General features: G+C 71.2%; 9 protein-coding genes. 3 read left to right on the top strand and 6 right to left on the bottom strand.

Annotated elements, in window-relative coordinates:
- Window positions 1–21: 21 nt before the first annotated feature.
- Window positions 22–426 carry an MGMT family protein gene (locus ACFVH5_RS16845; protein WP_385834449.1) on the bottom strand — a complete coding sequence of 135 codons (405 nt, stop codon included), beginning with the start codon at window positions 424–426 and terminating at the stop codon, window positions 22–24.
- A 185-nt stretch (window positions 427–611) separates the two neighbouring features.
- Between ACFVH5_RS16845 and ACFVH5_RS16840 the strand changes: the two genes are divergently transcribed.
- The 3 genes from ACFVH5_RS16840 (at window position 612) to ACFVH5_RS16830 (ending at window position 6,792) form a co-directional block, all read left to right on the top strand.
- Window positions 612–3,458, top strand: coding sequence for a lysylphosphatidylglycerol synthase domain-containing protein (locus ACFVH5_RS16840; RefSeq protein WP_385834448.1), 2,847 nt, complete (start codon window positions 612–614; stop codon window positions 3,456–3,458).
- A gap of 99 nt (window positions 3,459–3,557) precedes the next feature.
- Window positions 3,558–5,108, top strand: a complete 1,551-nt coding sequence (locus ACFVH5_RS16835) for an alpha/beta hydrolase (RefSeq protein WP_385834447.1) — start codon at window positions 3,558–3,560, stop codon at window positions 5,106–5,108.
- A 127-nt stretch (window positions 5,109–5,235) separates the two neighbouring features.
- Complete coding sequence (locus ACFVH5_RS16830) at window positions 5,236–6,792, top strand: alpha/beta hydrolase (RefSeq protein ID WP_385834445.1); 1,557 nt, start codon at window positions 5,236–5,238, stop codon at window positions 6,790–6,792.
- 140 nt (window positions 6,793–6,932) lie between these two features.
- Here ACFVH5_RS16830 and moeZ read toward each other — a convergent pair whose 3' ends face one another.
- The 5 genes from moeZ to ACFVH5_RS16805 all read right to left on the bottom strand — a co-directional run bounded on the left by moeZ (window position 6,933) and on the right by ACFVH5_RS16805 (window position 13,755).
- Window positions 6,933–8,111, bottom strand: a complete 1,179-nt coding sequence (gene moeZ, locus ACFVH5_RS16825; RefSeq protein ID WP_385834444.1) for an adenylyltransferase/sulfurtransferase MoeZ — start codon at window positions 8,109–8,111, stop codon at window positions 6,933–6,935.
- 63 nt (window positions 8,112–8,174) lie between these two features.
- Window positions 8,175–8,924: a spherulation-specific family 4 protein gene (locus tag ACFVH5_RS16820; RefSeq protein ID WP_385834443.1), complete on the bottom strand. Its 750-nt coding sequence runs from the start codon at window positions 8,922–8,924 to the stop codon at window positions 8,175–8,177.
- Window positions 8,912–9,871: an NAD(P)-dependent oxidoreductase gene (locus tag ACFVH5_RS16815; RefSeq protein ID WP_267027144.1), complete on the bottom strand. Its 960-nt coding sequence runs from the start codon at window positions 9,869–9,871 to the stop codon at window positions 8,912–8,914. The genes ACFVH5_RS16820 and ACFVH5_RS16815 overlap by 13 nt, the downstream gene beginning before the upstream one ends.
- Window positions 9,872–10,042: 171 nt before the next feature.
- Window positions 10,043–11,845, bottom strand: coding sequence for a hypothetical protein (locus tag ACFVH5_RS16810; RefSeq protein WP_385834442.1), 1,803 nt, complete (start codon window positions 11,843–11,845; stop codon window positions 10,043–10,045).
- Window positions 11,839–13,755: a DUF3492 domain-containing protein gene (locus tag ACFVH5_RS16805; RefSeq protein WP_385834441.1), complete on the bottom strand. Its 1,917-nt coding sequence runs from the start codon at window positions 13,753–13,755 to the stop codon at window positions 11,839–11,841. The genes ACFVH5_RS16810 and ACFVH5_RS16805 overlap by 7 nt, the downstream gene beginning before the upstream one ends.
- Window positions 13,756–13,924: the final 169 nt, after the last annotated feature.

Raw genomic sequence — 13,924 nt, 5'->3', positions numbered from 1 at the left:
GCCCGCATTCCCTCGAACGGGTCACCCGTCGCCCTCCTGGCGGTTCGATGCCGGAAGCTGTCGGGTGTGACCCTCCGCGCGATCACCGCCGTCCCATCTGGCCTGTTTCATGTCGATGCGCGGAAGGTGGCCTTCGGAGGCCCTGCTCGCACCCTTGAGGGGCGTGCCTTCGGCCCGGTAGTGCTCCTGCGCGTCCAGTTCGTGGCCGGGGAGCAAGGTCCCGTCCGCGCGGACGACCCGCCACCACGGAACGGCTCCTCCGTAGAGGGCCATCACGCGTCCGACCTGTCGCGGACCGCCCTCCTCCAGCCATTCCGCGACATCTCCGTACGTCATGACGCGCCCGGGCGGGATCTGCTCGGCGACGTCGAGGACCCGCTCCGCGTACTCCGGCAAGGCGTCCGCCGGGAGGCTCTGCTCGCTCATCCGGTCCATCCTGCACCACCCCTCCGACAACGTGACGCGGCGGCGACTGTGTGTATCCCTCGCTCCGGCACAGCGCTTCGGGCAGACTGTGCGCCCCCGCATTGCACCCTGATGCCCCCCTGTGTCAGCGGGGCATGCCACCATCGTGCGGGCGGTTACTGGTGATACGAGACCAAGAAGAGACGATGAAACAGCAGGGTGTGCACCCCGAAGACGCGGAGGGCACCTCTGAGGTTTCGTCGCGCCCGGATTCCGGCGACGATTCGGACGAAAGCCTTCCGGAGAAGACAGAGGCGCCTGTGACGCCAGTGCCGGACGTCGCGTCCGGGACAGGCGTGACGTCCGGGAGTCCGGACACGTCCCAGAAGAAGGACATGCGCAAGGAGAGCGAAGCCGCGGAGACCGACGGCGTGGCCTGCGACGACGCCCCGGCCGAAGCGGTCGAGGGCGACGAACCGCTGCTCCCCGCGCGCGTGCACCGTCCCTCCGACCTGATGCGCCTGCTCGTGGGCGTTCTCGCGATCACCGTGCTGCTGTCGATCGCCGCGTTCGCGCACGGCACCACGTCGGGGCTGGCGCAGGACATCAACAAGGGCACCGACGAGGCGCCCGACCTGCTGATCAAGATCGCCGGGCTCGCGTCGAGCATCGCGATCCTCCTGGTGCCGGTCGCCTTCGCCATCGAGCGGCTGATCAAGCGGGACGGGCTGCGGATCGCCGACGGTGTGCTGGCCGCGGTCCTCGCCCACGGTGTGACGCTCGCCACTGATCTGTGGGTCGCCAAAGGCGCCCCGGACTCGATCCAGAAGGCGCTCACCCAGCCCTCCCCCGGAGACATCCACGCCCTGACCGATCCGGTGCACGGTTACCTCGCGCCGGTCATCGCCTACATGACGGCCGTCGGCATGTCGCGACGGCCGCGCTGGCGTGCGGTCCTGTGGGTCGTGCTGATGCTCGACGCCTTCTCCATGCTGGTCACCGGCTACACGACCCCCTTCTCGATCATCCTCACGGTGCTGATCGGCTGGACCGTGGCCTACGGAACGCTGTACGCGGTCGGCTCACCGAACGTACGGCCCACCGGCCGGACCCTGATGGCCGGGCTGCGGCACGTCGGCTTCCACCCGGTGAGCGCGGCGCGCGACGAGACCCCGGAGGCCGCGGACGGCGACCGCGGCCGCCGGTACTTCGTGACGCTCCAGGACGGTGCCCCACTGGATGTGACGGTGGTGGACCGGGAACAGCAGGCGCAGGGGTTCTTCTACCGCGTGTGGCGCCGGCTGACCCTGCGCGGCATCACCACGCGCCGCAGCCTCCAGTCGCTGCGCCAGGCCCTGGAACAGGAGGCGCTCCTCGCGTACGCGGCCATCGCGGCCGGGGCCAACGCGCCGAAACTGATCGCGACCTCCGAGCTGGGTCCGGACGCCGTGATGCTGGTCTACGAACACATCGGCGGGCGCACCCTCGACACGCTGCCGGACGAGGAGATCACCGACGACCTGCTGCGCGAGACCTGGCACCAGGTGCAGGCACTTCAGTCGCGGCGCATCGCCCACCGCAGGCTGGCCGGTGACGCCATTCTGGTGGATCGTTCCGGCACGGTGATCCTCACGGACCTGCGCAACGGTGAGATCGCGGCCGGTGAGCTGATGCTGCGCATGGACGTCGCCCAGCTGGTGACCACGCTGGGCCTGCGCGTCGGCGCGGAGCGCGCGGTGGCCTCGGCCGTCGGTGTGCTCGGCCCGGACGCGGTCGCCGACTGCCTGCCCATGCTGCAGCCCATCGCGCTCACCCGCTCCCACCGCGCGACGCTGCGCAAACTGGCCCGGGAGCGTTCGGAGCGCGAACGCGAGGCGGTCCTGGAGGCCTCCCGGCAGGCCAAACTGGCCCGCGCCGCGGAGCACGAGGCCACGCCCGAGGAGACCAGGCCCGTCCTGGAGAAGCCCGACAAGAAAACCGTACGGGCCGAGCAGCGGGCCGAGAAGCGGGCGATCGACGAGGCGCTGGACGAGGCCCGCGAGGAGGACCTGCTCACCCAGATCCGGCACCAGGTGCTGCTGATCAGGCCGCAGGCACCGGTCGAGCCGGCCCGTCTTGAGCGCATCCGGCCGCGCACCCTGATCAGTTTCATCGCGGGCGCGTTCGGCGCGTACTTCCTGCTGACGCAGCTCACGCACATCGAGTTCGGCACGCTCTTCGAGAGCGCCCAGTGGGGCTGGGTCGCCGCGGCGGCGCTCTTCTCGTTGCTGAGCTACTTCGCCGCGGCCATGAGCCTGCTGGGCTTCGTGCCCGAGCGGGTGCCGTTCATGCGGGCCGTGGCGGCGCAGGTCGCCGGGTCCTTCGTGAAGATCGTGGCGCCCGCGGCGGTGGGCGGTGTCGCGCTCAACACGCGGTTCCTGCAGCGTGCGGGGGTACGGCCGGGGCTGGCGGTGGCGAGCGTCGGCGCGTCGCAGCTGTTCGGGCTCGGCTGCCACATCCTGATGCTGCTGTCGTTCGGCTATCTGACCGGTACCGAGAAGACGCCCTCCTTGTCGCCGTCCCGGACGGTCATCGCAGGTCTGCTGACCGTCGCGGTCCTCGTCCTCGTCGTGACCTCGGTGCCGTTCCTGCGGAAATTCGTGGTCACGCGCGTGCGGTCGCTTTTCGCGGGTGTCATCCCGCGCATGCTGGACGTGCTCCAGCGTCCGCAGAAGCTGATCACCGGCATCGGCGGCATGCTTCTGCTGACGGCCTGCTTCGTGATGTGCCTCGACGCGTCGATCCGGGCGTTCGGCAGCGAGGACATGCCCGCGATCAGCATCGCCAGCGTGGCCGTCGTCTTCCTCGCCGGGAACGCGCTCGGCTCCGCGGCGCCCACCCCGGGCGGCGTGGGCGCCGTCGAGGCCACCCTGACGGTCGGTCTGATCGCCGTCGGGCTCCCCAAGGAGGTCGCTGCGCCCGCCGTGCTCCTGTACCGCCTTCTCACGCTGTGGCTGCCCGTGCTGCCGGGATGGCTGTTCTTCAACCACCTGACGCGCAAGGGCGCGCTCTAGGCTCTGTCGTCACGGCAGGTCCCGGGAAAGGGCGGGGAATTCTCACCCGCACGGCCCGCGCCCCGAGCGGCTCGTCCTGTGCGACCCCAGGATGGGTTTATGCCGAATCCTTCCCCGCCGCGCGCCGCCGTTCTGACCGCCACCGCCTTCCTGCTGCTGGCGGCCCTCGCCGGATGCGGCGCCGACGGCGGCTCCGCGGACGAGGACCTGTCGGCGCAGAAGCTCAGTTGGAAGGACTGCCCAGAACCGTCCGAGTCCGAGGGTGGCGGGGACGCTCCGTCGCCCCTGCCGGACGGCGACGGCTGGAAGTGCGCGACTCTGAAGGCGCCCCTGGACTGGGACAAGCCCAAGGGGGACACGATCGGTCTCGCGCTGATCCGCGCGCAGGCGAGCGGTGCCGAGGACCGGCGCATCGGTTCGCTGCTCTTCAACTTCGGCGGTCCCGGCGGCTCGGGCGTCACCACGCTCCCCGCGTTCGGCAAGGACTACGACGCGCTGCGTACCCGTTACGACCTGGTCAGTTTCGACCCGCGCGGTGTCGGCCGCAGCGCCGGCGTGAAGTGCGAGGACAGCGAACAGCTCGACGAGTACTTCCAGCAGGACGCCACCCCGGACGACGAAGCCGAGCAGCGGACGCTGTTGAACAGCACGAAGAACTTCAACAAGGCCTGCGAGAAGAACTCCGGGAAGCTCCTCCCCCACGTGCGCACCACCGACGCGGCCCGCGACATGGACCTGATGCGCCAGGTCCTCGGCGACGACAAGCTGCACTACTTCGGTATCTCGTACGGCACCGAACTGGGCGGTGTGTACGCGCATCTGTTCCCCGAGAAGGTCGGGCGGGCCGTCTTCGACGCGGTCGTGGACCCGACGCAGAACTCCGAGCAGGGCTCCCTCGGGCAGGCCAAGGGCTTCCAGTTGGCGCTGGACAACTTCGCCGAGGACTGCGCCTCCAAGGCCGAGGAGTGCCCGCTCGGCGACAGCGCGCAGGACGTCAAGGACCGGATCGCCACCCTGCTCAAGGACCTCGACGGCAAGCCGATCCCGGGCATCTTCCCGCGCCGGCTCACCCAGACCGCCGCCACGAGCGGCATCGCGCAGTCCCTGTACTCCAAGGAGTTCTGGGAGTACCTCACCGAAGGGCTCCAGCAGGCGTACGACGGTGACGGGAAGGTCCTGATGCTGCTGTCCGACTCGATGAACGGGCGCAACCAGGACGGCGAGTACAGCAACATCAGTGCCGCCAACGTCTCCATCAACTGCGCGGACGACAAACCGCGTTACACCGCCGCCGACGTGACGGCGAAGCTCCCTGAGTTCCGCAGGGCCTCTTCGGTCTTCGGCGACTATCTGGCGTGGGGCATGGTCGGCTGCACCGACTGGGCGGTGGCGGGCGACGCCGACCACCCCGATGTGAACGCGCCCGGAGCGGCTCCGATCCTCGTGGTCGGGAACACCGGCGACCCGGCGACCCCGTACGAGGGCGCGCGGAAGATGGTGGATTCACTGGGCAAGGGGGTCGGTGTCGAGCTGACGTACAAAGGTCAGGGGCACGGGTCGTACGACAGCGGGAACAAGTGCGTGCGCGGCGCGGTGAACGGCTATCTGCTGAACGGAAGGGTCCCCTCGACCGGAACGGTCTGCTCCTGAACAACCTCACAAAGCAGCAGGTCAGAGAGTTATCCACAGGGCTCCGCTGTGCTCGCGGCGATCTGCCTACTATGGCCTGACTGTCATCCGCGACATCCGGCGGACGACGATGCAAGGGGGGAAGTTCATGGCGCGTATCGCACGGTGGACGGCACTGGCCGCCGCCGCGTTGCTGGTGGCCGGCTGCAGCGGCTCGTCCGGGGGCGACGGGGAGAACGACAAGAACGACGACGCGGGCAGGTCGCCGGGCGCGGCATCCTCCGCGGGCGCCATGCGGGGGCTGCCCGCCTCACTCACCTCGCAGAAGCTCGACTGGGGCAGGTGCAAGGCCACCGAGACCGGTCCCGCGCCGGGCGGGGAGTGGCGGTGTACGACGCTCAAGGTGCCGCTGGACTGGGCGAAGCCGGCGGGCGAGACCATCGGACTGGCCCTGATCCGCAGCGAGTCGAGCGGATCCTCGGGCGACCGCATCGGCTCGCTGCTGTTCAACTTCGGCGGCCCCGGCGGCTCGGGCGTCGACTATCTGCCGCCGTTCGGGCCGACGTTCGCGAAGCTCCACGAGCGGTACGACCTGGTCAGCTGGGACCCGCGCGGGGTCGCCGCCAGCGAAGGCGTGCGCTGTCGCAGCGACAAGGAGGTCCAGGCGGCCGAGGCGGTCGACACCACCCCGGACACCTCCGCCGAGGAGATCGCGTTCCTCAAGGACGCCGCGGACTTCGGCAAAGGCTGCCAGAAATCCGCGGGCAAGCTCATGGGACATGTCTCGACGACCGACACGGCCCGGGACATGGACCTGATGCGGCATGTCCTCGGCGACCGGAAGATGCACTACTTCGGCATCTCGTACGGCACCGAACTGGGCGGTGTGTACGCCCACTTGTTCCCCAAGAACGCGGGGCGGCTGGTCCTGGACGCGGTCGTCGACCCGAGCGCCGGCACGGTGGGCCACGCGGAGAACCAGGCCAGGGGTTTCCAGCGCGCTCTTGAGGACTACCTCGAATCCACGGGCCGGGACCCCGAGCAGGGCTCCCAGGAGATCGCGGACCTGCTCAAGCGGATCGACTCGAAGCCGCTGGCGACCACGAGCGGCCGCGATCTGACCCAGCAGCTCGCCCTCACCGGCATCATCTACCCGCTCTACAGCAAGTCGTCCTGGCCGGCCCTCACCAGCGCGCTCGAAGCGGCCGAGGACGGCGACGGCACGGAACTGCTCGCGCAGGCCGACGGCTACAACGACCGTGACGCCTCGGGCCGCTACGGCACGACCACGCATTCCCAACGGGTCATATCGTGCTTGGACGACAAGGAGCGGCCGACGCCCGAGGAGGCGAAGAAGCGGCTCCCCGCGTTCCGGAAGATCTCGCCCGTGTTCGGGGACTCGATGGGCTGGGACACGGCCGGGTGGTGCCACGACTGGCCGGTGGCCGGGCAGTACGAGACGCCGGAGGTGAGCGCGCCCGGCGCGGACCCGGTCCTGGTGGTCGGCAACACCGGCGACCCGGCGACACCGTACGAGGGCGCACGCAAGATGGCCGACGAGCTCGGCAAAGGCGTCGGTGTGCAGCTCACCTGGAAGGGCGAGGGACACGGGGCGTACGGGAGCGGGAGCGACTGCGTCGACAGCACGGTGGACGACTACCTGCTCGACGGATCGGTACCGGACGACGGCAAGGTCTGCTCCTAGCGGACCCGGCCACCCCTGCCCGGACGACGGGAAGGGGCCCGGCACACACGGTGCCGAGCCCCTCTCCCTGCAGGATCAGTCCCTACAGGATCAGTCCCTACGGGGTCTGTCCTTGCAGGGTCTGTCCCTACGGGGTGTCGCTAGTAGATCGGCTTCTCCGGCTCGATCTGGTTGACCCAGCCGATCACGCCGCCGCCCACGTGCACGGCGTCGGAGAATCCGGCCGACTTGAGGACCGCGAGGACCTCCGCGCTGCGGACACCGGTCTTGCAGTGCAGGACGATCTTCTTGTCCTGGGGCAGGGTCGCCAGGGCGGTGCCCATGAGGAACTCGTTCTTCGGGATCAGCTTGGCGCCGGGGATCGAGACGATCTCGTACTCGTTGATCTCGCGGACGTCGATGATCTCGATGTTCTCGCCGTCGTCGATCCATTCCTTGAGCTGCTTGGGAGTGATCGTCGAGCCGGCGGCCGCCTCCTGGGCCTCTTCGGAGACGACACCGCAGAAGGCCTCGTAGTCGATGAGCTCGGTGACGGTCGGGTTCTCGCCGCAGACCGCGCAGTTCGGGTCCTTGCGGACCTTGACCTGGCGGTACTGCATCTCCAGGGCGTCGTAGATCATCAGGCGGCCGAGAAGCGGCTCGCCGATGCCCGCGAGGAGCTTGATGGCCTCGTTGACCTGGATGGAGCCGATGGACGCGCACAGCACACCGAGGACGCCGCCCTCGGCGCAGGAGGGGACCATGCCGGGGGGCGGGGGCTCCGGGTAGAGGCAGCGGTAGCAGGGCCCGTGCTCGGACCAGAAGACGGAGGCCTGGCCGTCGAAGCGGTAGATCGAGCCCCAGACGTACGGCTTGTTGAGCAGCACGCACGCGTCGTTGACCAGGTAGCGGGTCGCGAAGTTGTCCGTGCCGTCGACGATCAGGTCGTACCGGCTGAAGATGTCCATCACGTTCTCGGCTTCGAGCCGCTCTTCGTGAAGGACCACGTTCACATAGGGGTTGATGCCGAGCACGCTGTCGCGGGCCGACGCCGCCTTGGAGCGGCCGATGTCCGCCTGGCTGTGGATGATCTGGCGCTGCAGGTTCGACTCGTCGACCTCGTCGAACTCCACGATGCCGAGGGTGCCCACGCCCGCGGCGGCGAGGTACATCAGCGCCGGCGAGCCCAGGCCGCCGGCGCCCACACAGAGCACCTTGGCGTTCTTCAGCCGCTTCTGCCCGTCCATGCCCACGTCGGGGATGATCAGGTGGCGGGAGTACCTGCGGACCTCGTCTACGGTGAGCTCAGCAGCTGGCTCGACCAGGGGTGGCAGCGACACGGGGACTCCGTTGGTCGGTCAATCACTACAGTTGTTCTCCCCGTAACACTGCCACGCCCTTCTTCATTCCGAGACACCCGTTCCGATCCGCGAGACGAGTTCGTCCCAGTAGCCGGGCAGACTCTCCCAGGGGCCGGCCGAACCTCCGCGGTCCGTGCGGTCGGTGAAGTAGATCGTCGAGGCACCCTGCCAGCGGGCGATGCGCAGAGCCTCGTCGAGATGGCCGCGGGGCATGCCGTGGACGAAGTGGCAGAAGCGCTCCGGCGGGTACTCCGCGGTCCACTCCGCCACCTGCGACCAGCGGTAGTCGCTCCAGGGGCCGGAGAAGGTCACCAACTGGTCTGCGGTCTCGGCGTAGCCGGGATACGGGTGGGTGCCGTGGCCGAGGACGATGTGGCCGTCGCCGAGGAGCGCCCGCAGGGTGTCGGTGGTGCGCCGGACCTCCGGGAGCGCTGTCCGCTCCGTGGGACAGCGGTCCAGGAGGAAGCCGTCGATCTGGTACCAGTCGAGATAGCGGTGTGCCTCGGAGACGAGTTCGCCGAAGGCGCGGGCGCCGTAGGTCACGTCCAGGTGGCCGAGTACGCGGACACCCGCGTTGCGCAGGCGTCCGGCGGCCTCCAGGCAGTGGGGGTCGGGGCGGGCGCCGGGGCCGTCGGAGACGTTCAGGACGACCCAGTGCAGGGGGGTGCCGGGGCGGGTGAGGCCGCCCCATTCGACCGGGGCGACCAGGGGGTGCGCATAGCCGGGGACGCCGAAGCCGATCCTCAGGTCCGTGCTCGCGGTGCCCGTAGGTGTGGTGGTCAGATACGGCATGCGGCCTCCATCCAGATGTCGGCGAGGGATTCCTCGAGGTTGATCCGGGGCCGCCAGCCGAGCCGGTCGCGTGCGGTGCGCACGTCGGCCTGCTGCCAGCTGCCGCAGCCGTCCGGGTAGGGGTACGCGGCGGGGGCCGTGTGCTCTGTTTCGGAGCGGGGGTGGCCGATGGACGGCCGGGCGGGGCCGGGAACTCCGTCGAGTTCGTGGAGGGCTCCGCCGTAGCCGGCGACGCGCGCGAGGACGGAGGCGGCGTCACGCAGGCGTACGGCACGACCGGATCCGATGTTGATGACGCCCTGCGCGGCGGAGAGGGAGGCGGCATGGACGGCACGGGCGACGTCGCGTACGTCGATGAAGTCGCGCTGGACACCGAGGCCGGCGAGTTTGAGGTCGCCGTCGCCGGCCTGCATGGCGCGGCGCATGGCTTCGGCGAGCCGTCCGAGCGGGGAGCCGGCCGGGGTGCCGGGTCCGCACGGCGAGAACACCCGCAGGACGACGGCGTCCAGGCCGGAGCCGAGGACCAGTTCGGTGGCGGCGAGCTTGCTCACGCCGTAGGGGCCGCCGGGGCGGGGCACGGCGTCCTCGGCCGTGGAGGATCCGGGCTGGCTGGGTCCGTACTCCGCGCCGCAACCGATCTGTACGAGGCGGGCCCCGCACCCACTGCGGCGCAGTGCCTCACAGACGGTGGCGACGGCGACGGTGTTGTGCCGGGTGAGTTCGCGGGCGCCGCCGCGGGTGGCACCGGCGCAGTTGACGACGACCCCGGGGTGCACCGCGTCCAGGAAGCGGGTGAGCGCTCCAGGGCTGCCGCTGGCGAGGTCGAAGCGCACGTCCGCGTCGTCGCCCCGGCCGAGCGCGGTGAGCTGCACGGCCGGGTCGGCGAGGAGACGGTCGGCGACGAAGCGACCCAGGTATCCGTTGGCTCCGATCAGCAGCACCCTCATCGGGCGGCTCCCGGGGCGGACTCTCCGATGCGGAGGGTGATCATCTGGCGTTCTCCTTCAGGGTGGTGCCTCGGGTCGTACGGAAGGCCCGCGGTGTCGGCCCCGCGGGAAGGGGGGTGCTCGGCGTGGAGATCCATCACGAATCCCCTGGAGCCGAGAGTCGGTGGCGGGTCACGGCATGTCTCCGTGAACCGCGTGGGCGGAGGCCCGGGTGAGGGTCCTGGTCGCGTGGAGCAGGAGGACGAGCGCCGCGGCCCCGCACCCGAGAGCCGGGATCGCGCCCACTCCCCAGGCGTCGGCCACCGTCTCGACCGGCACGGCCAGCGCCGCGCAGCCGGGGAGGCGGCTTGCGAAGACGCTCAGGAGGGCCAGCGCCTCGGCCACGCCCGCGGCCGCGAGCATGACGGCGGGGGCGTGCCTGAATCCGTGCACGGTGAGAAGCCGGGCGAGCAGGAGGAGTGCGCCGAGGGCGCCGGCCCCGGCGTACGCGGCCTGCTCGTCCAGTACTGCTCCGCTCAGGGCGAGCAGGCCGCCGAGGACGCAGAGGAACAGTGCGAACACGCCCAGGAGCAGGGGTTTCACGGAGGATGCGAAGTCCTCCAGGGCGCGGCTGGTGGCGAGGCGGCGGCGGGCGCGCACGGTGAAGAGGTGGGCGCACCAGGCCGCCGGCGCGCAGGCCGCGCTCAGGGCCATGACGGACGCGAGGGCGATCGGCCAGGAGCTGTCGGGGCTGCCGGTGGGCGGTCCGTCGGGGCCGCCCTCGACGGCGGCGGCGAGCAGGCCGTCGCCGAGGAGGGCGTAGGCGACGAGCCAGTAGGTCCACGCGCGGGTGGACGGTGTCGGGGACCACGGCCGCGTGGCGTGCAGGGGGCCGCGGCTGCGGGCGGCGCGTACGGCGAGGGCCACGGCGAGTACGCCGACGACGGTCACCGCGAGGCGCGGCCGGCCCTCGGTGTACCGCAGGCCGGTCACGACCGCCGCGCACAGGGCGCCCGGCAGCAGGGTGAGCACGGCCCAGTCGGCGTGCGCCTTGGGCGTGTCGGGTGTCTCGGGCCGGGGTGCCGTGTCGCCGGCGCGGGGTACTCGCGCGTACATCTCCTCCGCGAGGGAGAAGACGTCCCGGTGCCGGAAGTGGGTGGCGGTCCGGTCGGTCACACCGTGCGCCTCCAGGGCCGCCGCGATCTCCAGCGGGTCCACCGCGCGCTCGCACAACTGCCGGTGGCGGTGCATCAGGGCCTTCACCGGGTCGGCGCCGACGGGGGCGGCGGGGGCGGCGGGCGTGCGGTCGGCGACGACCGGCTCGCCGAGTTGTTCGCCGACCTGGTCGCCGACCTGGTCGTGAACCGGACCGAGGGCGGCGACCGCATCCACCGGACCGGGAGCCTGCCGGTCGGAAATCCGCCGGTCGGACATCGTCCGGTCGAAGGCCTGCTGGCCGGCAGCCGACCGCTCGGAGACCTGCTGGTCGGGAACCGGCTGGTCGGAAAGCAGTTGGTCGGAAACCGGCTCGTCGGAAGCCTGTCGGTCCGCAGCCGGAGGGGAGGCTTCCGCCCCGACCGTCACGGCGTCCCACGCCAGCCGGGCGTACGTCGCCGTCGAGGATCCCTGCTGCGATCCCTGCTGAGACTCGGGATGGGGCCCCGGACGGGTTCCCCGCTGCGATGCCCGCTGAGGCTCCTGCCGTGCCCGCGCGACACGCGTCCCGTCGGGCCCGGTGGCCGGGTCCTTCGCCCAACTGGGCCGTGGGGCCGTCGATCCCGGTTCGCCCGGGCGGGCGTCCGCGATTCTCGACTCGCCCAGCTGGACGTCGACCACGCGGATCTCGCCGGGCTGGATGTCCACCACCTTGATCTCGCCCACCTCGGCGTTCATGCCCCGCACGTCCCCGGGGTCTCCCGACAGCCCGGCCTTCGTGTCCTCGGTGGCGCCGCCGGTGGTCCGGTCCGCCGCTCCGATCCGTCGCGCCCTCACCACGACCCCTCCCCCGCGGGCACGGGCTCGCCCGGAGCGAGACCCAGCGGGACACCCCGTACCGGCGGTGCTGCCGCCCAGCCCGGGCTCGGTCTCCCGGCCGCCGGCCGTGTCCCCGGTTCCGGCCACCGGCCCGGCACCTGTGCCTCGACGGGTATGGCGAACGGAAGGGGTTCGCCCGACGCGTCGACCACGTCCCGCCGGACCGGGCAATGCGAGACGATATCGAGGTAAATGCCGTGAAATGCCGTGATGTTCTGCTCGACGGTGAACAGTTCGAGGGCCCGGGCGCGGGCCGCGGCGCCGAGGCGCGACCGGCGCTCCGGGGCGCGCAGCAGGGTGACGCAGGCCTCGGCGAGCGCCCGTGGATTGCGCGGCGGGACGACGAGGCCCGTACCGCCGATGACCTCGACGACCGCGCCGACGTCCGTGGACACTGTGGCGCGGCCGGAGAACATCGCTTCGACGAGGCTGATGGGGAAGCCCTCGACGACGCTGGACAGGACGACGAGGGCGCCCGCCGCGTAGGCCTCGGGGAGGGTGGGTACGTCCGGTCCGCCGATCTCCTCGAAGGAGACCGGTTTGTCGCCGACGGCTTGCACACGGTCGGCCCTGTCGGGGAAGAGCTGCGCGGCCAGCGCCTTGCAGTGCGCCAGATAGGTCGCGCCCTCCGACCCTTCGGCGGGCGCGCCGACGATCCGGAGCCGTGCCTTCGGCTCCTCCTTGCGGATCTCCGCGAAGGCGTTCAGCAGCGAGACCAGGTCCTTGGCGGGCTCGATGCGCCCGACCCACACGAGGGTGTACGGGTCGGCGTGTTCGGCGCTCTCACCCACCTCCGAGAAGCGGGACGCCTCCATGCCGGGGTAGACGGTACGGATCCTGGTCCGGTCGGCGCCGCAGCGCTCCTGCCAGCGGCGGGCGTGCGTGTTGCCGGGCGTGATGACCGCGGCCTGCCGGTAGGCCTCCGCGGCGAGCCGGCCGTGGAACGCGGCGAGCAGGGCGCGCGCCGGTGCCGACGCGGCGTTCCCCCGAAGGTCCTCGTGCGGGCCCAGGTAGTGCGCCCGCAGCTGTACTCCGTACTCCGTGACCAGCAGTGGTACGCCCGAGAAGTGGCGGGCGAGCAGGCCCGGCAGGGCCGCGGCGCCGCCGGACGTGGCATGACACAGGTCGACCGAGCCGAGCCCGTCGTCGCCGTACCAGTCGAGGGAGAGGGGGCGCAGCGCGCGTTCCACATGGGCGGCGACGGTGAGCAGATCCGGCACGCAGGCGGTGCGCGCGGCGCGCAGTGCGCCGGGCGCGCGGCAGGCGCGTTCGAGGGCGCGCACCGCCGCCTCGGAGCGCAGGGCGCCGACCATGCCGCCCTCGTCCCGGGCCAGTTCGGCGAGCCCGTACAGCGCGCTGCCGAAACGGTCCGCCGCACCGGCCGAGGCACCCTCACCCCGGCCCTCGACCCGACCCTCGCCCCGGCCTTCACCCCGCCCTTCGGCATACCTCTCGGCGCGCCCCTCGGCTCCGGCGAAGCCCCCGGACGCCGCATCGGACGCCATGTCGGACACCGCGCCGGATGCCGCGCCGGATGCCGGACCGGACACCGCATCGGGCGCGGCGGCGCCGAGCGCGTCGGGCGCGCACATGGCCGCCGCCAACTCCCCGTAGCACTCGGCGAATCGACGCCGGGCCCGTCGCCCGTAGGCGACGCCGTCCTCGTTCGCCGTCCAGAGCGGGGCGGTGCGCACCCGGCTCACCTGGGAGGGGAGCTGGATCCAGCCCTCGTCCTCCTGCTGCTCACTGCGGCTCAGCGCGTAGATGTCGAACTCGTGCTGTCCGAGCCCGCGCACGAGCCGGTCGCACCAGAGCCTGGCCTCACCGCTCACATACGGATAGCCACCCTCCGTAAGCAGTCCTATGCGCACGACCGCACTCCCGATCTCCCGTGTGGGGAGCCGCCGTTGACCCGGCGGCTCGCAGCGGGACGAACGTATGCGGACATGGCGGTGGGGTGGGAGGTGGGGGAGTGAGAGAAACCCCCAAAACCCGGGTGCAGAGGAATACTTAAAAGATGGGGAGGAGGGGGGAACGGCC

This window comes from Streptomyces sp. NPDC127119 (assembly GCF_042677425.1).
GTDB lineage: Bacteria > Actinomycetota > Actinomycetes > Streptomycetales > Streptomycetaceae > Streptomyces.
The sequence above is the reverse complement of the archived record's forward strand: the minus strand, read 5'-3'. Positions and strand labels throughout refer to the sequence as shown.